Raw genomic sequence first — 20,115 nt, forward strand, 5'->3', positions numbered from 1 at the left:
ATTTATTCTATATGGAATACTATTTATTATACCTTGAATATTGTTTATTCTATATTTATTTTTATAAATTATATAATGAATTAAGATAATTTGTATTTTTTTATTTATAATTTAAAGTAGAATGCTATTTATTCTATACATACTATTTTATAATCTATATTACTTACTCCATATTGTTTAATATCTATTGCCTAATTCCTAATCTCTAAACGTTAAACGCTATTGTCTATTTATCATTCGGTATATGCAGCACATGATTTGATTAAGAAAAAAATATTTTTAGTACAAAAATTTGTTTTAGTCAAAAAAAAGAAATACATTTGCGACAAAATTTATAAATTAGTAAATAAAAAAAATAGCATGGCAAAGTCATATTCAGAGAAAATAATAGCAACTAAGCTAATGATAGACGGGATAAAAGAACATAAAGATAGTCTCCCACACGGGGTAAGCATAGATATTGCTACCAAAATGGAAGAGCTTCGCTCAAAGATAGAAACCCTCAATAGTGAGCAAGAAAGTCTAAAAGCAGAACTTAAAAGAAAAACAGATACCATAACCAAAGAGTTTCAGGAGCTTGACAAGATTTATAACGATGCAAAAAAACGCATTAAATTGGATGTAGAGCAGACACTATGGCGAAAATTTGGTATTGAAGATAAGAAATAATACGTCTTTATATCAGAAAAACCTTTCAAGTACTTAGTACTGAAAGGTTTTTTAATTAAAAATCTATGAAAAAATTTAACACTGCGAAGTAAAGACTTCAAAAAAGAAAAATTCTAACCAAAGATTGAATAAATGCAGTTGCAAAATACGTGAATTTTATTTTAATATGCAAGAAAATAAAAAAACTTTTTTGTAAAAAAATATTTTAAACAATAAAATAGTATGATTTTAGCACCTTCTATCTTAGCTGCCGATTTTGCAAACCTTCAACGCGATGTGCAGATGATAAATCAAAGCCAAGCAGATTGGTTTCATATTGATATTATGGACGGGGTTTTCGTTCCAAATATCTCGTATGGTATGCCTGTACTCGAAGCAATAAACAAGTACGCCAACAAGCCCTTAGATGTGCATTTGATGATAATTGACCCTGACCGATATATTGAAGTATTCAAAAAATTGGGTAGCGATATACTCACGGTTCATTATGAGGCGTGCAAGCACTTGCATCGAACAATTCAAGCGATAAAAAACCAAGAAATGAAGGCAGGTGTGGCGCTAAATCCGCATACACCCGTTAGCGTATTAGAAGACATTATTGCTGATGTTGATTTGGTGCTTATTATGAGCGTAAATCCGGGTTTCGGCGGGCAATCTTTCATTGAAAATACCTATAAAAAGGTGCGCCAAGCCAAAGAATTGATATATAAAAACCATTCTACGGCACTTATTGAGGTAGATGGGGGCGTAAGTAGTCAGAATGCTCGCCAACTTATTGAGGCAGGTGCAGATGTGTTAGTGGCAGGTAGTTTTGTTTTTCGTTCGGAAAATCCGACCCAAACAATTCAAGAAATGAAATCAATTGTTTTGTAAAAAATAGTTTCGTAGGAGAATTTTCTATTTTGTATCTGAAAAAAATAGAAAAATAGTATGAATATATATAATTATGGTATGAAATGAGCAGAGACAACGATATAAATTCTCTAAGTGAGCTACTCAAACGAGCAGTTCAGAAGAATAATTGGGAATATGGCATAGATAAAGTACGGGTCAAACAAGCCTGGAACAAAATAGCTGGAATGGGCGTAGAGCGATATACCCAAGCGGTTAATTTACAAGGAACTACACTAATTGTAAGTTTATCATCTGCTGCGCTTTGCCAAGAATTGAGCTACGGGAAAACCCGTATGATAGAATTGATAAACGAGGAGTTAGGCAAAGAAGTTGTTAAGGAAATCATTTTGAAATAAAAAAAAATGATGAAAAACAGAAAAAATGTTAAATAAAATTTGCTTAGTTTCGTTTTTTTTGTACTTTTGTCCCCGATTTAAATGTTTTATAACACAAAGAAGATAAATTTTAGATTGATGAAAAGAAGTAAGATTATTGCAATCGTGGGATTGTTTATGTTGCTTACACTGCAAGGGTATGCGCAACAAGAGTCGCAATACACACAATATATGTATAATCCTATCCTAATTAACCCGGGATATGCAGGGTCGAGAGGTGTACCAAGTATTTTTGGTCTGCATCGTTCACAATGGGTTGGATTAGATGGTGCACCTAAAACAAGTGCTTTAAGCTTTCATATGCCTTTTGAAAGTAAGAAAGTAGGCTTGGGCGCATCTATTTACCACGAAACTATTGGTCCGCAAACCACTAATACATTGATGATTGACTTCTCCTACACCTTACTCTTTGATAATAATTCCAAATTGGCTTTGGGACTCAAAGGAAGTGGAGGTTTTTATAATTTCGATTGGACGAAAATACATCTGGCAGACCCGAATGACTCTTGGCGTATCAATGGTCCGAATAATGTTTTCTCGCCCAACGTTGGAGTAGGAGTGTATTGGTATACAGACAATTACTACTTAGGTGTTTCTGTGCCTAACTTGCTTACCAGCAAGACTTTCAGCCGAAAAGAAAATGAAGTCTCAACCGTTGATAACATACAACATTATTATTTGATAGGAGGATACGTGTTTGACCTGTCCGAAAATGTAAAATTCAAACCCGCAGTACTTTCCAAAATCGTCAAAGGAAGCCCTTTACAGCTTGACTTGTCGGCAAACTTTATGTTCAATGAAAAATTCGTGCTTGGCGCAGCCTACCGATGGAGTGCCGCAGTGAGTTTAATGGCTGGTTTTCAGGTAAATCGCAATTGGTTTATCGGATATGCTTATGATTGGGAAACTACCGATTTGCGCAGATATAATTCGGGGTCGCACGAAATATTCTTACGATACGAATTTATGAGAGATTTGAGAAGAGTTGTCTCTCCTCGATTTTTCTAAAATATGTATAAGTTAAAATAAAAATAGTAATGGAAAAAAAGATAAAATTAGCAATTGCTTGTGTGTTTTCTTTGGTATTTACATTCGGATTCTCCCAAGAAAAAGAACAAAAAAAAGCAGACGAATTATATAAAAAGTACGCCTATGTCGATGCTATCAAAGTCTATGAGCGTATTGCCGAAAAAGGTTATGTAAATCAAGATATTCTTCAAAATTTAGGCAATGCCTATTACTTTAATGCCGATTACAAAAGCGCATTGAAGTGGTACGACCAATTATTCCAACTGGCAAAAACAGATAACAAAGTTAAACTCTCTTCCGAATATTATTATCGATATGCTCAAACCCTCAAATCGCAAGAGCGATACGATGAAGCCAATACAATAATGTCGGAATTTGTTAAAATGGCAAAAACCACAGACCAAAGAGCCAAACTCTTTGAACGTAATAAAGATTACTTGAAAGAAATAAAAGACAATTCAGGTCGCTTCACCCTAACTCCCGTTTCAATCAATACACCTTATTCCGAATACGCCACAGCCTTCTACGGAGATAACGAAGTTGTTTTCACAGCAAGTAGAAAACCAGGTTTTCTAACACGCTCAGCCGAATGGACAGGTGATAGTTATTACGATTTATATAAAACAACCCGTCAGAAAGAAAACCTAAGCGGAGAACATAAATTCTCTTCAGTACTTAATACAACTCTTAACGAGTCGACACCTGTATTTACCAAAGATTTAAAAACAATTTATTTCACGCGCAATAACTATACTGATGGTAAAAAGAAAACAGACAACGAAAATACTATCTTGCTGAAATTATACAAATCAACTCAAAAAGACAATGGCGAATGGACAGAAGCAGTTGAACTTCCTTTCAATAGTAACCAGTATAGCACTGCACACCCCGCGCTTTCTCCCGATGGTAAGTATTTGTACTTTGCTTCCGATATGAATGGAACAAAAGGCAAGTCAGATATCTTCCGAGTAACTATCAATCCTAACGGAACATATGGAAAACCAGAAAACTTAGGAGAACGTATCAATACCGAAGGACGCGAAACGTTTCCGTTTGTTTCCGATGATAATGTGTTATATTTTTCTTCTGATGGCTTACCAGGATTAGGAGGATTAGACATTTTCGGAGTGAAAATAAACGAAGATGGCTCGCTGGGACGCGTGCAAAATATCGGACGACCTGGTAATAGCCCCGATGATGACTTTGCTTTCGTTGTCAATGCACAAACTCGTCAAGGTTTCTTGACCTCAAACCGAAAAGGAGGCAAAGGAAAAGATGATATTTATGGATTTATTGAAAATCCTGCATTAGTATTTGATTGTCAAAAAGTAATAAAAGGTATTGTAAGAGACATTGACACCAAAGAAGTTTTAACAGAAGTTAAAGTAACTCTCTCAGACCAACAGCAAAGTGAAATAGCTTCTCTTACCAATGACACCAAAGGTGAATTTGATTTTGGTAAAAGAATTGTAGATTGCAATGATGATTACGTATATGTACGCGCTCAAAAAACAGATTACGCTCCCGCCGAAGAAAAAGTAAATATTGTTGAGCAAGGAGATGAAGTATATGCTGAAATTTTCTTGAAAACAACGCGTAAACCACTTACAGTAGGAGATGATTTAGCGAAGTTTTTCGATATAGAAATTATTTATTTTGATTTTGACAAATCGAATATCCGCCCCGATGCAGCGATAGATTTAGCCAAAGTAGTTGAAGTGATGAAAGAACATCCGACAATGAAAATAGCCATTAAATCGCATACAGATAGTCGAGGGTCAGATAGCTATAATATGTCACTTTCTGACCGAAGAGCCAAATCAACACGTGAATGGATGATCAAAAATGGAATATCACCTAATCGATTAACAGCAAAAGGTTATGGAGAAAGTCAATTAGTAAATGGTTGTTCTAACGGAGTTCCTTGTACAGAAGAAGAACATCAACTTAACAGACGTAGTGAATTTATTATTACTGAAATGTAGAAGTTAATAAAATAAATATATGCGAAAGCAGAAATCATATGATTTCTGCTTTTTTTCTTGAAAAAAATAGTAATTTTACACTTTCAAAAGAACGAACATGATAGACAATAGACCACTTGCAGAACGTATTCGCCCCGAGAAATTATCTGATTATATCAGCCAGGAACACTTAGTTGGGCAGAATGGTTCGCTTCGTATTCAGGTAGAAAAAGGAATCATTCCCTCACTTATTTTTTGGGGACCACCAGGAATTGGAAAAACTACGTTGGCATATATTATTGCTAAACAAAGTGGACGAACTTTTTTTACGTTGAGTGCTGTAAGTAGCGGAATAAAAGAGGTTCGTGAAGTGATAGAAAAAGCTAAAAAAGGAGAAGGTCTTTTTACAAATAAAAACCCAATTGTATTTATTGATGAAATACATCGATTTAACAAGACTCAGCAAGATTCTCTGCTGGAAGCCGTTGAACGTGGTTGGATTACACTAATGGGAGCAACGACTGAAAATCCGAGTTTTGAAGTTATTCCTGCTCTTCTATCTCGTTGTCAGGTGTATGTACTTGATAGTTTTTCCAGAGAAGATTTGCAAAAATTATTACACAGAGCTATTACGGAAGATGGCATTTTGAAAACAAAAAAAATTCGCTTGGAAGAAACTGGAGCATTGTTTCAACTCTCAGGTGGAGACGGACGTAAATTACTCAATACGTTTGAATTGCTAGTCAATGCTTTTGATAATGAAGAAGTTGTTGTTACCAATGAAAAAGTAATGCAAATTGTACAGAAAAATATTGTTTTGTATGATAAAACGGGCGAACAACATTATGATATTATTTCAGCTTTTATAAAATCAATAAGAGGAAGTGACCCTAATGCAGCAGTATATTGGCTTGCGCGAATGATAGAAGGAGGTGAAGATGTAAAATTTATTGCAAGACGTATGCTTATTTTGGCTTCTGAGGATATTGGAAACGCGAATCCAACTGCTTTGATTATAGCTAATAATGCCTTTCAAGCAGTAACTGCTTTGGGTTATCCAGAGGCAAGAATTATTTTGAGCCAATGTGCTATTTATCTAGCTTCATCGCCTAAGAGTAATGCTTCGTACAAAGCAATAAATACAGCTCAGCAGGTGGTTCGCCAAAAAGGAGATTTACCTGTACCAATTCACTTGCGTAATGCTCCGACAAAATTGATGCAAGAACTTAATTATGGACAAGATTATTTGTACTCACATGATTATCCGCAAAATTTCGTTTTTCAGGATTTTCTGCCAGGCGAAATACAAGGATACCGATTTTATGAACCTTGTGATAACCCGAAAGAAAATACTTTGCGTAATTATTTGAAAACTCTTTGGAAAGATAGATATGGGTATTAAATCAAATATTTTTGGTCAAAAAAATAATTAGTAAATTTGGGTAATTCCAAAAATAAAACTACATTTGTAATCAAATTTAAATATAAACAAAATGAAATTTTTTATAGATACAGCCAATATTGCTCAAATAAAAGAAGCACAAGATTTAGGTATATTAGACGGAGTAACAACTAATCCATCATTGATGGCAAAGGAAGGAATTACAGGCAAATCAAATATTTTACAGCATTACGAAAATATTTGCCAAATAGTTTCAGGTGATGTTTCAGCCGAAGTAATTGCTACAGATTATGAGGGAATTGTACGTGAAGGTACTGAATTGGCAGCACTTCATCCACAAATAGTTGTTAAAATACCAATGATTAAAGACGGAATAAAAGCAATAAAATATTTTACCGGCCAAGGTATACGAACCAATTGTACCTTAGTTTTTTCGGCAGGACAAGCACTTTTGGCAGCTAAAGCAGGGGCTACTTACGTATCGCCTTTTGTTGGTAGATTAGATGATATCTCTGCTGATGGTTTGTCTCTTATTGAAGAAATACGGCTTATTTATGATAATTATGGATATTCTACACAGATATTAGCAGCTTCTGTACGGCATACGATGCATATTCTCGAATGTGCAAAAATAGGAGCAGATGTGATAACAGCTCCACTCTCTGCCATCATAGGTTTGTTAAATCACCCATTGACAGATATTGGATTGGAGAAATTCCTTGCTGATTATAAAAAAGTGAATGGATAAAATAATACAAACAACCGTCCGAAAAGTTAATTTTTGTCATTTTGACACGAAATTGCTATTTCTCGGACGGCTGTTTTATTTTCTAAATTTATATCAAATCGAATAAATATTTTACAGCAGGATAACGCTCTGTGGTAAATCCTTCCGCAAAATCCACGCCAATTAGTCTGCCCAAGTCTCTAGCTCTGTAAGTTACGCTATCTAAAAAATTTTTGTTGGAAATAGGGGTGTTGGGTTCGTTACTATTGGCATCGTAAAATTGAGTTTTGTAAGCCAATACCGAAGCTAATTTTTTATCCATAAAACCCGAAATATCCACTACGAAATCAGGCTCAATATTTTTCCATTGAATGTAATGATACACCACTTTTGGACGCCAGACATCTTGTGTAACTCCCTTATATTCAGTTTCTATTTTGCGAAGTCCACTCAAAAAACAAGCATCACTGACCAATTTGCTACCTTTGCCGTGGTCGATATGGCGATCGTCAATAGCATTGCACAACACGATTTCAGGACGATATTTTCGGATTATTTTGATGATTTCTAATTGATGTGCTTGGTCGTTAACAAAAAATCCGTCAGCAAATTTTAAATTTTCACGCACTTCAACCCCTAAGATACGAGCTCCTTCGGAGGCTTCTTCCTTTCGAGTTTGAGCGTTTCCACGTGTACCTAATTCACCCTGTGTAAGGTCTATAATACCTACTTTTCTGCCGAGAGAAATCTCTTTGGCGATGGTTCCCGAGCAGCCCAATTCCACATCGTCGGGGTGAGCTCCAAAGGCTAAAATATCTAATTTCATTTTTGTAATATACTAATTTTCAATCCATTTTATGATTTCCTTATCGTCGGGTTTGGTTCGTGGCGAAATCACTTTTTCGAGTTTTCCGTCTGTCCCGATAAGATATTTTTGGAAATTCCATTGCACTTCTGAATCTTCTTTCCCATTGAGTGATTTCTGCGTAAGGAATTTGTACAGCGGATGCATATCGTTGCCTTTGACAGATATTTTTTCCATCATCGGGAAGGTTACACCATAATTTATTTCACAAAATTGAGCAATTTCTTCATTTGTTCCCGATTCCTGATTTTTGAAATTGTTGGCAGGAAATCCAATAATAACGAAATTGTGGTCTTTGTATTTTTTGTACAAAGCTTCCAACTCTTTGTATTGTGGTGTAAGCCCACACTTAGAGGCTGTATTCACGATAAGAACCTTTTTACCTTTGAGCTGGGCCAAATCAAAATCATTGCCAGTTATGTCCTTGACTGTGAATTGATAAATGGTTTGATTATGCTTTTGTTGTGCTTTTGTTGTAAAAGTAAAAAAGCATAAAAAACTAAAAAATAAAATATTTTTCATTTGTAATAAAATTTTAATTATAACTAGTTAAGTCAAATTGAATAATATTAAAGTATGTATCTCCGCTATCACTAATGAAAGAGTATATTTGCTAAAAATTAAAAGTCAGAAATAAAAAATATGATTAAAAATCAAATAGTTAGATTTCATATTTTTGACAAATCACTATAATTAAAATCATTTTTATTATACTAAACGGACATACAAATATTAAAGCTATCCAAATATCAAACTTATACATTGGGTTCTATGTTTTATTTTACGCAATTGTAAGTAGCTTGATTAGTCTTAAATTACTTGTTTTTATCGTTTAAATGAACTTTAAGAAAGAATCAAAATGAGGTAACCTTTTTTCTTTCTGTGAATTTATTTTTCAGTGATTTTATAAACATAAGACCAAAGCCTAAAAAAGCTATATCTTTTAATATGAAAAAATCTGTTATTGGAATTCCGTCTACTATACGCCATTGATTAGGTGTTGTCAGAAGAAAACTCAATGTGAAAACAAATGTAAGTATTATAAACATAGCCGTTATTTTTCTACAAACTTCAGAAAATAAGCTCATTACCAATAAAATAGCTGTTGAAATTTCTATAATACCGATAATGTTTGAAACTTCTTGTTCACTGAAAGCTGAATATAACCAAGACATCAGAAAATGATTTTCAACTAAAGGTTTTATAGCTTTGGCTTCGGTAGGAGTGAATTTAAAAATCCCTATCCAAAATAATACAATTGCAATTCCAAAAAGAGAAATATAATACCCAATTTTGTATAATAATTGTTCGGTTCGGTCAGAAAATAATCTCATTAGTAATTTTTTTATTTATGCAGTCGTATATTTTTTTAAAACATGACAAAAAAATATATTTTTTATACTATACTATATAAAACTTCTCTTTATTATTTTTGATATTATTAATTTGATATATTTTTTTGAAAATATTAAATATTCAAATGATTAAAAATAAGCAATATGCCTTTTAAGAATTTTACTAAATCTATCTTTATTGAATAATACTAATTTTTCCTATGCCAAATTTTTCTACTCGATTATTTTTCGGATTACCTTTGATGTTCAAAGTTCCAATCCCTTTGAGTTCGCCAGTAATGTTTTTTTCTGCGTATGTGGTAATACTTCCCACTCCGTGCAATGATACATTAACATTCTCAGAGATAAGATTTTCTGTATTGATACTTCCTACTCCTCTTATTTTTAAGTTACTGCTCTCGGAAGTCCCATCTAAATGAATACTTCCACTTCCTTTAAGAGAAGCTGTTAAGTTTGTGGTTTTGATAGTCAAATTCATTTTACCTGCACCATTAAGCAAACAAGTTAATTGGTCTAACACAAGCATTTTATCTGTTTTTATAATACCTGTACCTATCAAGTTCACCCCATCAATAGCTTGTGAAGGGATATATATTGTAATTTTTTTTAATTTCTGAATTTTCTTTTTGGAATCAAGATAACAATGTAACGTATTGCCTTCAAGTTTTGTATGTATCCAAGATAAAATCTCTTGATTGGCAACTACTTTTATTTCACCTTGTGCTTCATCGGTCAGAATCACTTCAAAACCACCTTCTATAAGGATTTTGCTGTATCCTTTAATGCTTCGAGTTTCTGTTTGTTCATTCGATTTTTCATTCCAATCAGAGCTATTGAAAGCATTTGTAGTACAAAAAATCACTACCAAAACTAAAAAAAATACTATTTTTTTCATTTTTATAGAAAATTAAAATTTTTAACTATTCAAATGTTTATTTCTCCAATAAGAAACAACTCCTAAAATTAGTACAATGGTCACAGAATAATAAACAAAATTAGGCGTAATTACCTTCTCTCCACTGGCGTAACTATGCAATCCTGATAGGTAGAAGTTCACTCCAAAATACGTCATTAGGATACTTGCAAAGGCAACAACACTCATAAAATTGAAAGCCCAACGTCCTCTAAGTCCTGGAACAAGTCGCATATGGATAACAAACGCATATACCATGATACTTACCAAAGCCCACGTTTCTTTTGGGTCCCAGCCCCAGTAACGTCCCCAGCTTTCGTTTGCCCACTGAGCTCCCAAGAAATTTCCAATAGTCAGCATAATGAGCCCAACGGTAAGAGCCAATTCATTTACAATAGTTATTTCTTGTAATATGTGAGAGATTTTGTCTTTGTTCTTTTGAGTTGTGAAAATTATCAGAAGCATAGCGATAATTCCTAAAATAGCTCCCAAAGTAAAAGGTCCATAACTTCCCACGATAACAGCTACGTGAATCATTAACCAATAGCTATTCAGCACAGGTTGAAGCGTACCAATGGAAGGGTCCATCCAATTCCAATGGGCAATCATTAGTATCATTGAGGTTACAAAAGCTGTGGCTGCTAGCGTAATTTCTGATCTTCGGGCAAAAGCTAATCCCGCAGCCATCGTTGCCCACGCTACATAAATAACACTTTCGTAAGCATTACTCCAAGGAGCGTATCCAGCGATATACCAACGGGAAATAAGTCCAACTGTGTGCAATAAAAAGAATATGACAATACTTACAATACAAATCGTTTTTATTATTTTCAAAATAGTTTGCAAAACACGTGTAGTAGAAAATGATTCAACAAAAATTTGTAAAATAAGTACTACAAACATAAGTGTTCCAGCATACAAATACCAGCTGAATAATGTTTTGAAAACATCGTATTTGTTGTAAATAATTTCAGCTTTTATTTTTCCTTCGGAAGGCATAATAACTGCCCCATATCGTTCTTGGTTTGTTTTGAAGGCTGCCAAAACTTTATCGGCTTCGGTGTAATCGCCTGTTTTTACAGCTTCACGCAAGTAAGTCAAGTATAAAGGTATGCCGTTGGCAATAAAATTTCCGTAAAGAGAATCTTGCACTATGGTTGGATTTTCATGGTATTCTAACGCGGAAATCCACTTGTTGTTTGTGTTATTCAAAAGAGGATAAATGCGTAAAATACTTCCTGACAAAGCCCGATTCAACAAATTGAGTTTCATATCAGCTTCTTTAAAATCTTTTTGAAACTGATTAGGCGTATTGGTCGAATAAGCTTCTGTAAGATAAGGATTTAGTTTATAATTGAATTGCTCATCAAAGAATTTGATGGCACTAACATATTTTAGTCCTTTATCTACTCCCAATATTTTATGAAGACTATCATTATCTTTTTTTACATAGAAAAAATCAACATTGTACCATATTTGCGGATTCATTAACATAGACAAGAATGCTTGATTGGCATTCATTCCTTGGAAATTATCGTGTTTACTCATTTTACGAAGCAATTCCGAAGCGAATGTATTGATGGGTTTCATACGTCCGTCATCATCTTGAATAACCAAATGCCCGAATTTATCAGCGTGGTTGGTACTTACGATTGATGCTTTCAATATAGAATCAATTTGCTGTTTGTTAGGCGCCATCGAATGTTGAGCAAATAGTTGTGATGAAATCAATAACAATAAGACACTCAGTAATTTACGTTTTTGTTGTAATTCTTTTAGTTTACGACTAAGTGTTACAAAACGCGTTTTGCCAAAAAACATACTGGCTATCAGTCCAATGTAGAGTAATGTATAACCAATGTAAGTGATTAACGTTCCCCAGAAATCGTGATTTACTGAAAGTACAGTTCCTTTTTCATCGGGGTGAAATGATGCTTGAAAAAATCGATATCCTTTGTAATTCAGAATATTATTCATAAAAATATCGTAATCGAAAGACTCTTTTTCTCCCAAAACACTTACTTTACTTTTGAAAGCAGAATAGCTTTTTTCGGTTCCAGGGTATTTGTCTGCGATAAAATCATTGAGTTTTATTTGGAAAGGAAGTTCTTTTCGAATAGAACCATAACTGATATGAAAATCAAGTCCATTAACAGAGGCTGTTGTGGGCGGATTTATAACATCACGGCGTCCCAATACGGCAACCTCTTTACTTTTTCCTCCTGAAGAAATCGTCATAATAACCGCATCTTCGGTGTTATTATTTGTTTGGTCTTGTGGTATTTTCATAACTTGCATATGTCCTCGTGTCGTTGGCTCAGGAAGCACAAATTGAATATCGCCAAAAGCATACAAAGTGAGCAAATGTAATGGTTGTAAGCTATCTTTGACAATTTGCGTTCGTTCTTGTGAAGACATTGTCATGTAAAAACCATCAAAAGGAGATTGGATAAAACTTCCCTTTTCATCAATCTGGAAGTTAATAGCTCCTTGTGTAGGTTTGTTAAGGGCGAAAAGTACGTTGTGAATATTGGCAACTTCCCCGCTTTTGATATAATGTTCGTGGCGAGAACCTGCGCTATTTTCAACGATTTTCAAATAAAAATCGCCTGAATTATCGGCAACAAAACGCTCATACGCTCCTTTGACAAATTTTTTGTACGAAATATCAAAATCAGTTCCTTTAAAGTCTGATTTCCAACGGAATGAATTGCTAGTAGGTTCAGAAAAAAGCACCGGAGATTGTTTCACTTTCCGAAGTTCTTTTCCTTGATGTTTTCCATCGACTTGTATGGTAATGTATGTTTTTTCTGAAGTATAAAAATCGGTAGTTTCTCCTTCACGTATCGACATTCGTCCTTCATCACTTATATAGCGAGTAATAAATGCTCCTACAATGATGAATATCCACGAAATATGTAACACAAAAACAGCCCAATTTTCTTTTTTTGTCAAACGATAACGCTTGATATTCCCGATGAAATTGATTACAAACAAAAGCATAATTAGTTCAAACCACCATGCGTTGTAAATCCAGATACGCGCCGTATCGGTGCTGTAATAAGTTTCAATAAAAGTTCCTATACCCAAAGCCGCTCCATAGGTTAGGAACAAAACAGCCATTAGACGAGTTGAAAAAAGAAAGCTGAAAAATTTGTTTTGCATTACGATGTTGTTTGATAATTCTGCAAATATAGAGATTTTTTACTAAAAAACAAGATTTTATTTTTTACAAAAAGAAATTTTTGAAAAAGGAAAAACAATTATATTTTTTTGCGTTTGAGAAGCAGGCTATTCGTTACGACACTTACGCTACTTAGTGCCATCGCTGCACCAGCAAGCATTGGGTTTAGTAAAAATCCGCCCAAAGGATATAATACTCCCGCAGCAATAGGGATACCTATTACGTTGTAAATGAACGCCCAAAAAAGATTTTGGCGAATGGTACGAACGGTTTGGTAAGAGAGTTTTATCGCTTGTGGAATTTTGAGCAAATCAGATGAAATAAGCGTGATTTGAGCCACACTCATCGCAATATCGCTCCCTTTGCCCATAGCGATACTCACATCGGACTGAGCAAGAGCCTGGCTATCATTGATACCATCACCAACCATTGCCACTATTTTGTTTGCTTGTTGAAGTTCTTTTACAAATGATTGTTTCTCAGCGGGTTTTACTCCCGATTTTACGTGCGAAATACCTACTTGCTCAGCTATATTTTGTGCCGATTTCTCTTCATCACCTGTAAGCATATACACGTCAATGGATTGTTTTTGAAGCAATTCGATAGCTTGCTTAGATGTTTTTTTGATGGTGTCAGAAATAGCCAAAACAGCTACGATATTTTTGTCTTCGGCAAAGAGTATCACAGTTGATTTTTCTTTCCATTGGTCTATTTTCTGTTGAATATTTTCTGGGAAAATAAAATCTAACTCTTTGAACCACAGCACGCTACCTACTCGGTATAAAAGATTGTTAGTATATGCTTGAACCCCTTGCCCTGTTTTGTTTTCAAAATCAGAGATTTCAACAAGCGGAATATTCTTCCACTGGCGTATAATTGCCTGAGCTATAGGATGTTCAGATTTGTGTTCTAAGGAATATAGAATTGGTAAATGTTTCTGTTGGTTCGTCCAAAAAGAATGAGTAACCACCGGATTTCCTTCTGTAATAGTACCTGTTTTGTCCAAAACGATGGTAGAAACTTTGCTGGCAAGTTCCAAACTTTCGGCATCTTTTATCAGAATGCCATTTTCTGCTCCTTTTCCTATTCCAACCATAATTGCCGTAGGAGTAGCCAGTCCCAATGCACACGGACAAGCAATAACCAATACTGTAACAAAAGCCTGTAATCCGTACGAAAATCCGTTTTGTTTGTCTAAAATAATCCACAAAACAAACGAAATAATAGCAATACAGATAACTGCTGGAACGAAAATTCCAGCTATTTTATCAACCAATTTTTGTACAGGAGCTTTACTTCCTTGTGCTTCTTCTACGGCTTTTACAATACTTGAAAGCAAAGTTTGGGCACCTATTTTTTCGGCTTCCATCTGAAAACTGCCTAATTGGTTGATTGTCCCTGCGAAAACTTCTTTTCCTGTTAGTTTTCGTATTGCAAGTGGCTCGCCAGTAATCATACTTTCATCAACGTAAGACTCTCCTTGGATAACCTTGCCATCAACGGCTATTTTTTGACCTGGTTTGACCAAAATAACATCTCCTTTTTGTACATCGTTTATGGGGATTTCTACCCAATCAGCATCTTTTTTTACCCAAACAGAAGTCGGTTGAAGACCCATCAATTTTTTGATAGCTTCTGATGTTTTCCCTTTGGCTTGTTCTTCTAACAATTTTCCTAACAAAATAAAAGCAATAATAACTACCGCAGCTTCAAAATACAAATGAGGTTCAATGCCTTTGCTTATCCAAAAATCAGCAAAAAAAACATTAGACCAACTATACAAAAATGCTGTTCCGGTACTGACAGCAACCAAAGTATCCATATTGGCGGACTTGTGAAGGAGCTGCTTGTATGCTCCTACAAAAAATCTTCTTCCGAAAAAGAACAATGTAATCGTTGCCAAAATACCTTGTACGTATTGGTGATATGGAAAATGTAAGTGAAACATTGAGATTATAAAAACAGGGACTGCACAAACAAGGCTTCCCCAGAAATTTTTTCGTAATTTCTGGTGCTGTTGAGCTTGTTTTTGTTCCAATTCTTCCACAGACAGATAATCGATTTCTAAGTCATAACCAGCATCAATAATCGTTTTTTTTAACTTTTCGGGTGAAGTTATTTTGGTATCAAATTCAACAGTTGCTTTTGCATTGGCATAATTGACATTGGCACTAACAACTCCTTGTTCTTTTTCTAAGGCAGTTTGTACGCTATTGGCACAAGAGGTGCACATCATATCTGTTACTGGATATATTTTTTTGACAATCATTTTCTTATTTTTTCCTGCAAAGATACGAATGTTTCAGTAAACAAAGAGCATAAAAAAACTACCTTGAAAAGGGTAGCTTTTGATTTTAAATAGAATTGATAACTATTGCTTTGTAAATATTTTTCCTTCGTGTTCTATTTGAGTATCTGATTTTTTTGTAAAGGCATATACATAAGATGAACCAGCAATTTTTATAGTTATTTCATACTTGGTATCACTGGTTGTTTGGCTGATTGTAGCTGTATTTTGGTCAACATAATATTTATAACAACTTTCTATTACGCTTGTTATTTGACAAAAGTCATCGGATTTGAAATTGAAACCAAGTCGATTGTTGGTAAGTTGTAGAGTTTCTTCATTTAACCAAGTACCTTGAATCCAAGTAGGTGGAGCGATTGTAGAGCTTGTTGTACCATTATCGCTATCTTTGCTACAAGCAGTTGTGATTATTGTTGTAATAATCAAGAAAAACAAAATTTTTTTCATTGGAATAAAAGTTAAAAAATTATGGGGCAAAAATAAGATTATTTTTTTTAAAGCAAAAAATTTTTTTGATAAAATTAGTCTTTGCGTTGGGCATATCGTTGTGCCAGAATAGCACTGATAATCAGTTGTATTTGGTGAAAAATCATCAGAGGTAAAATCATTACTCCAACCATTGCCGAAGGGAATAAAATATTTGCCATAGGTACACCATTGACCAAACTTTTCTTTGAACCACAAAAAACAACAACTATCTCGTCTTCTATTTTGAATTTTAATAGCTTAGAAAATTGATGAGAAAGAATGATAACGATTCCTAAAAGAAGAATAGATACGACGGATATAAGTACTAAATCTACGCTACCAACTCTATGCCATAATCCATCAATGATTGCCTTGCTGAATGCTGTATAAACTACAATCAGGATAGAACTTTGGTCTGTAAATTTGACCAATTTGGAATGTTTTTGTATCCAATTACCTACAAGTGGGCGAGCAAAATGTCCCAAAAAAAAAGGTAACATCAGCTGTAAGACAATGTCTTTGACCGAATCTAAAAAATCAATTGTGATAATAGCTCCTCCGTGTGTGTTGAGAAGTTGTCCAACCAAAAAAGGAGAGACAATAACCCCAAGCAAACTTGATATGGACGCTGAACATACCGCTCCGGCTACATTTCCTCTTGCCGAAGAAGTGAAAATAATTGATGACTGAACCGTTGAAGGTAATGCACACAAAAATAAAAAACCACTATAAATGGTCGGATTTAAAATATTCTCTGGAATAAATTGTAACAAAATTCCTAAAAAAGGAAAAATAATGAATGTAAGACAAAATATTAACAAATGCATTCGCCAATTGGTTATACCCGAAAGAATTGACTGGCGTGAGAGTTTTGCTCCGTGCATAAAAAACAATAAAGCAATCCCTATTTTTGCTAGATATTTCAGTAATGTTTCCCAAAGACCTTGCGCAGGAAAAAGTGTAGCCAAAATAACAGCCAAAATAATTAAGATGACAAATCGGTCAAGTTTTATCTTAGAAAATAATCGCATACAAGTAGATTGTTACATTATTCCAGAAAGACAACAGGCTCGTTGTCAAAAGAAACACTAACATGTTCTTGTAACGAAGTAGATAGCGATATACCTTTGAAATCAGCCTTTACAGGATATTTTTTATGATTTCGATTTACCAAAACTGCCGTTTTAAAATCTTTCAAAGGAACGTTCAAAAAGTGCTTGATTCCATAAATAAGCGTGCTACCAGAGTTCAGTACGTCATCAACCAAAACTACCGAAAGATTTGTATATTGGTCTACCGATAGTGAGGTTTTTACTTCATCTAATGGGTTTTTCTTATTTACAGAAACTTTGCATAGTTTGATTCGGATAGAACATACTGATGTGAGTTCCTGGTAAAGTTTTTCAGCGAAAATATATCCATTCTTTTCAATTCCTGCCAAGATAAATTCTGTTTCGCCAAGGTTAGCTTCGTAAATCTGATAGGCAATTCGGCGGATTTTATGTTGTATTTGTTTGCTGTTTAATATAATTGTCATACTAATTTTGGTTTTGAGTTAAAAAAATCAAATAGAAAAAGCATTGAAAACAATCAATGCCTTTCAGGTTAGTATCTTGTGGAGAATACGGGATTCGAACCCGTGACCTTTTGACTGCCAGTCAAACGCGCTAGCCAACTGCGCCAATCCCCCAAAATTTTTGCAAAGGTATAAAAATAAAATAAACTATCAAGTATTTTTACAAAGTTATTTTTGTGAAAATCATAATTTTCCTACTATGATATGTTGCAAACACACAGACTACGATTGTTACATCAAAAATATTTTGTACTTTTGGCAAAATTTTTAATAATGATGCAAGTTAAAATTCATTCTACACCCAATCCGGCTATTATTAAACTTGAAGCCGACCAGTTCTTGGTACGAGGCAGTTATGAGTACAAGAATATTGATGAGGCAAAAAATTCACCTCTGGCACAACAACTTTTTTATTTACCATTTGTCAAAACCATATATATATCGGGTAATTTTATTGCTTTGGAACGCTATTCGATTGTAGAATGGGCTGATGTGGAGCAAGAAGTTGCCCAACAAGTTAGTACGTATCTTGCCAGCGGAAATCCTATTGTTATTGAGCAAGAAACTCCAAAGAAACAACCTATTACAATTTATGCCGAAAGTACTCCCAATCCGGCGGTAATGAAATTTGTAGCTAATAAACGCTTAGTTGATAAAATCTACGAATTTCGCTCCATTGATGAGGCTAAAATATCACCTTTGGCAACCGCTTTGTTCCATTTTCCGTATGTGAAAGAGGTTTTTATGGACAATAATTATGTCTCGGTGATGAAATACGATATTGCAAACTGGGACGAAGTGCTGATGGAAATTCGCGAATTTGTTCGAGACCATATAGCTACGGGCAAAGAAATACTCTCTATGCAAGCTCAAGTAACTCCCCAAGAATTGCCAAATCTTGATATATTTTCACAGAAAATAGTGAGTATTCTGGACGAATATGTGCGCCCTGCGGTAGCTTCCGATGGAGGAAATATTCAGTTTTTGAGCTATGACAATCATACCAAAGTGGTCAAAGTGGTTTTGCAAGGTGCGTGTAGTGGGTGTCCTTCTTCTAAAATGACCTTAAAAAATGGTATTGAAAATATACTACGACAGTTACTTGAACAACCCGATATTCTGGTAGAAGCGGTTAATGAATAATCAGTTTAATTTAGGAAATACTAAAAAACCATATAGCTTTTCAATTGAAAACTATATGGTTTTTTTATTTTTATAGGTCTTTGAATAAAAAAGTTACTTCAACGAAGCCAAGTAACGTTCTGCATCGAGGGCGGCCATAGCCCCGCTTCCTGCGGCAATTACCGCTTGTCTGTACTGCTTATCGGATGCATCACCCGCCACGAAAACCCCTTCTACATTGGTTTTGGTACTGCCAGGAACGTTTTTAATATAGCCTTCGCTATCGGTCTCGACATAGTCTTTGAAAATTGCTGTATTGGGTGTATGTCCGATAGCTACGAAAAATCCGGTAATAGGTATTTCATAGATATGGTTTGTTCGATTGTTGCGAACTCTTACACCACTTACTAATTGTCCATCTCCTAAGATTTCTTGGGTTTCTGTATTGAATAAAATCTCAATATTGGGTGTTTTTCTAACTCGTTCTTCCATGATTTTGGAGGCACGGAATACATCACTACGGATAAGCATGGTTACTTTTTGGCAAATATTGGACAGATAAACCGCTTCTTCACAAGCCGAATCGCCTGCTCCTACAATGGCTACCTCTTGATTGCGATAGAAAAAACCATCGCAAACAGCGCAAGCAGAGACCCCTCCACCTGTTTGTGCATAATGTTGTTCGGAAGGAAGTCCTAAAAACTTCGCCGAAGCTCCCGTTGAGATAATCACCGTATCGGCGTGAATTTCCTTATCTTCAACCCAAACTTTGTGGGGTTTTGCCGAAAAATCAACTTTCGTTACCCACCCAGTGCGAATATCTGCATTGAAGCGACGAGCTTGTGCCTCCAATTGCATCATCATTTCGGTTCCTGTAATTCCTTCGGGATAGCCTGGGAAATTTTCAACTTCGTTGGTAGTGGTAAGTTGTCCACCGGGTTGTTGTCCTTGGTATAATACCGGATTTAGATTGGCTCTTGAAGCATAAATCGCTGCTGTATACCCCGCAGGTCCTGAACCTATTATCAAACATTTTATTTTTTCTACTGACATATGTTATATATTTTTTTGCAAAGATACGATTTTTTTGATAAAACGATTGTATCTTATTTTTTATGATAAATAAGAAAAGAGGAGGGCTATTTTTTGTTCTAAAAAAGACAAAAACACTTTTAATAGGGTTACAACCTGCTCGGTAGGGGGTTACAACCTGCTCGGTAGAGGGTTACAACCTGCTTGATAGG

18 protein-coding genes and 1 tRNA gene are annotated in these 20,115 nt (G+C 34.8%); 8 read left to right on the forward strand and 11 right to left on the reverse strand.

The genetic code is table 11. The features are described from left to right. Positions 1 to 360 precede the first annotated feature (360 nt). From OO775_RS05275 to fsa, 7 genes are all read left to right on the forward strand, one after another. Positions 361 to 669, forward strand: coding sequence for a membrane-binding protein (locus tag OO775_RS05275; RefSeq protein WP_264845993.1), 309 nt, complete (start codon positions 361 to 363; stop codon positions 667 to 669). 222 nt (positions 670 to 891) lie between these two features. Further along, entirely contained in the window at positions 892 to 1,542 is a 651-nt protein-coding gene (gene rpe / locus OO775_RS05280) for a ribulose-phosphate 3-epimerase (RefSeq protein WP_264845994.1), read from the forward strand. Between the two features lie 83 nt (positions 1,543 to 1,625). Beyond that, entirely contained in the window at positions 1,626 to 1,919 is a 294-nt protein-coding gene (locus OO775_RS05285; RefSeq protein WP_264845996.1) for a DciA family protein, read from the forward strand. 114 nt (positions 1,920 to 2,033) lie between these two features. Further along, on the forward strand, positions 2,034 to 2,966 hold the full coding sequence (locus OO775_RS05290; protein ID WP_264845997.1) for a PorP/SprF family type IX secretion system membrane protein: 933 nt from the start codon (positions 2,034 to 2,036) through the stop codon (positions 2,964 to 2,966). Between the two features lie 29 nt (positions 2,967 to 2,995). After that, positions 2,996 to 4,972, forward strand: a complete 1,977-nt coding sequence (locus OO775_RS05295) for an OmpA family protein (protein ID WP_264845998.1) — start codon at positions 2,996 to 2,998, stop codon at positions 4,970 to 4,972. Positions 4,973 to 5,069: 97 nt separating this feature from the next. Next, entirely contained in the window at positions 5,070 to 6,353 is a 1,284-nt protein-coding gene (locus tag OO775_RS05300; protein ID WP_264846000.1) for a replication-associated recombination protein A, read from the forward strand. A gap of 91 nt (positions 6,354 to 6,444) precedes the next feature. Then, positions 6,445 to 7,101 carry a fructose-6-phosphate aldolase gene (gene fsa, locus OO775_RS05305; RefSeq protein ID WP_264846001.1) on the forward strand — a complete coding sequence of 219 codons (657 nt, stop codon included), beginning with the start codon at positions 6,445 to 6,447 and terminating at the stop codon, positions 7,099 to 7,101. Between the two features lie 88 nt (positions 7,102 to 7,189). Here fsa and bshB1 read toward each other — a convergent pair whose 3' ends face one another. The 10 genes from bshB1 to OO775_RS05355 form a co-directional block, all read right to left on the reverse strand. Then, a complete protein-coding gene (bshB1, locus tag OO775_RS05310; protein ID WP_264846002.1) occupies positions 7,190 to 7,906 on the reverse strand; it encodes a bacillithiol biosynthesis deacetylase BshB1 in 717 nt (238 codons plus the stop codon). Positions 7,907 to 7,918: 12 nt separating this feature from the next. Continuing rightward, entirely contained in the window at positions 7,919 to 8,467 is a 549-nt protein-coding gene (locus OO775_RS05315; protein ID WP_264846003.1) for a glutathione peroxidase, read from the reverse strand. A gap of 332 nt (positions 8,468 to 8,799) precedes the next feature. Then, the gene (locus OO775_RS05320) at positions 8,800 to 9,279 is read right to left on the reverse strand and encodes a DUF417 family protein (RefSeq protein ID WP_264846004.1); all 480 of its coding nucleotides are present in this window, start codon (positions 9,277 to 9,279) and stop codon (positions 8,800 to 8,802) included. A 196-nt stretch (positions 9,280 to 9,475) separates the two neighbouring features. After that, on the reverse strand, positions 9,476 to 10,195 hold the full coding sequence (locus OO775_RS05325; protein ID WP_264846005.1) for a GIN domain-containing protein: 720 nt from the start codon (positions 10,193 to 10,195) through the stop codon (positions 9,476 to 9,478). Between the two features lie 21 nt (positions 10,196 to 10,216). Further along, positions 10,217 to 13,378, reverse strand: a complete 3,162-nt coding sequence (locus OO775_RS05330) for a cytochrome c biogenesis protein (protein WP_264846006.1) — start codon at positions 13,376 to 13,378, stop codon at positions 10,217 to 10,219. A 98-nt stretch (positions 13,379 to 13,476) separates the two neighbouring features. Continuing rightward, on the reverse strand, positions 13,477 to 15,666 hold the full coding sequence (locus OO775_RS05335; protein WP_264846007.1) for a heavy metal translocating P-type ATPase: 2,190 nt from the start codon (positions 15,664 to 15,666) through the stop codon (positions 13,477 to 13,479). A 102-nt stretch (positions 15,667 to 15,768) separates the two neighbouring features. Continuing rightward, on the reverse strand, positions 15,769 to 16,152 hold the full coding sequence (locus OO775_RS05340; RefSeq protein WP_264846008.1) for a hypothetical protein: 384 nt from the start codon (positions 16,150 to 16,152) through the stop codon (positions 15,769 to 15,771). 74 nt (positions 16,153 to 16,226) lie between these two features. Next, positions 16,227 to 17,204, reverse strand: coding sequence for a bile acid:sodium symporter family protein (locus tag OO775_RS05345; protein WP_264846009.1), 978 nt, complete (start codon positions 17,202 to 17,204; stop codon positions 16,227 to 16,229). 17 nt (positions 17,205 to 17,221) lie between these two features. Continuing rightward, positions 17,222 to 17,710 carry a phosphoribosyltransferase family protein gene (locus tag OO775_RS05350; protein ID WP_264846010.1) on the reverse strand — a complete coding sequence of 163 codons (489 nt, stop codon included), beginning with the start codon at positions 17,708 to 17,710 and terminating at the stop codon, positions 17,222 to 17,224. A 79-nt stretch (positions 17,711 to 17,789) separates the two neighbouring features. Then, positions 17,790 to 17,863, reverse strand: a tRNA-Ala gene (locus OO775_RS05355). A 159-nt stretch (positions 17,864 to 18,022) separates the two neighbouring features. Here OO775_RS05355 and OO775_RS05360 point away from each other — a divergent pair. Further along, a complete protein-coding gene (locus tag OO775_RS05360) occupies positions 18,023 to 18,892 on the forward strand; it encodes a NifU family protein (RefSeq protein WP_264846011.1) in 870 nt (289 codons plus the stop codon). Between the two features lie 93 nt (positions 18,893 to 18,985). On the opposite strand, the gene trxB is transcribed toward OO775_RS05360, so the two are convergent. Continuing rightward, positions 18,986 to 19,924: a thioredoxin-disulfide reductase gene (trxB, locus tag OO775_RS05365; protein ID WP_264846012.1), complete on the reverse strand. Its 939-nt coding sequence runs from the start codon at positions 19,922 to 19,924 to the stop codon at positions 18,986 to 18,988. Positions 19,925 to 20,115: the final 191 nt, after the last annotated feature.

Source organism: Capnocytophaga catalasegens (assembly GCF_026005215.1).
GTDB classification, from domain to species: Bacteria; Bacteroidota; Bacteroidia; order Flavobacteriales; family Flavobacteriaceae; genus Capnocytophaga; species Capnocytophaga catalasegens.

What these genes read in the sequence shown, in the direction of transcription:
- OO775_RS05275 (WP_264845993.1), top strand. Translation starts at nt 361, where the DNA reads ATGGCAAAGTCATATTCAGAGAAAATAATAGCAACTAAGCTAATGATA.
- rpe (WP_264845994.1), top strand. Translation starts at nt 892, where the DNA reads ATGATTTTAGCACCTTCTATCTTAGCTGCCGATTTTGCAAACCTTCAA.
- OO775_RS05285 (WP_264845996.1), top strand. Translation starts at nt 1,626, where the DNA reads ATGAGCAGAGACAACGATATAAATTCTCTAAGTGAGCTACTCAAACGA.
- OO775_RS05295 (WP_264845998.1), top strand. Translation starts at nt 2,996, where the DNA reads ATGGAAAAAAAGATAAAATTAGCAATTGCTTGTGTGTTTTCTTTGGTA.
- OO775_RS05300 (WP_264846000.1), top strand. Translation starts at nt 5,070, where the DNA reads ATGATAGACAATAGACCACTTGCAGAACGTATTCGCCCCGAGAAATTA.
- fsa (WP_264846001.1), top strand. Translation starts at nt 6,445, where the DNA reads ATGAAATTTTTTATAGATACAGCCAATATTGCTCAAATAAAAGAAGCA.
- bshB1 (WP_264846002.1), bottom strand. Translation starts at nt 7,906, where the DNA reads ATGAAATTAGATATTTTAGCCTTTGGAGCTCACCCCGACGATGTGGAA.
- OO775_RS05315 (WP_264846003.1), bottom strand. Translation starts at nt 8,467, where the DNA reads ATGAAAAATATTTTATTTTTTAGTTTTTTATGCTTTTTTACTTTTACA.
- OO775_RS05320 (WP_264846004.1), bottom strand. Translation starts at nt 9,279, where the DNA reads ATGAGATTATTTTCTGACCGAACCGAACAATTATTATACAAAATTGGG.
- OO775_RS05325 (WP_264846005.1), bottom strand. Translation starts at nt 10,195, where the DNA reads ATGAAAAAAATAGTATTTTTTTTAGTTTTGGTAGTGATTTTTTGTACT.
- OO775_RS05330 (WP_264846006.1), bottom strand. Translation starts at nt 13,378, where the DNA reads ATGCAAAACAAATTTTTCAGCTTTCTTTTTTCAACTCGTCTAATGGCT.
- OO775_RS05335 (WP_264846007.1), bottom strand. Translation starts at nt 15,666, where the DNA reads ATGATTGTCAAAAAAATATATCCAGTAACAGATATGATGTGCACCTCT.
- OO775_RS05340 (WP_264846008.1), bottom strand. Translation starts at nt 16,152, where the DNA reads ATGAAAAAAATTTTGTTTTTCTTGATTATTACAACAATAATCACAACT.
- OO775_RS05345 (WP_264846009.1), bottom strand. Translation starts at nt 17,204, where the DNA reads ATGCGATTATTTTCTAAGATAAAACTTGACCGATTTGTCATCTTAATT.
- OO775_RS05350 (WP_264846010.1), bottom strand. Translation starts at nt 17,710, where the DNA reads ATGACAATTATATTAAACAGCAAACAAATACAACATAAAATCCGCCGA.
- OO775_RS05360 (WP_264846011.1), top strand. Translation starts at nt 18,023, where the DNA reads ATGATGCAAGTTAAAATTCATTCTACACCCAATCCGGCTATTATTAAA.
- trxB (WP_264846012.1), bottom strand. Translation starts at nt 19,924, where the DNA reads ATGTCAGTAGAAAAAATAAAATGTTTGATAATAGGTTCAGGACCTGCG.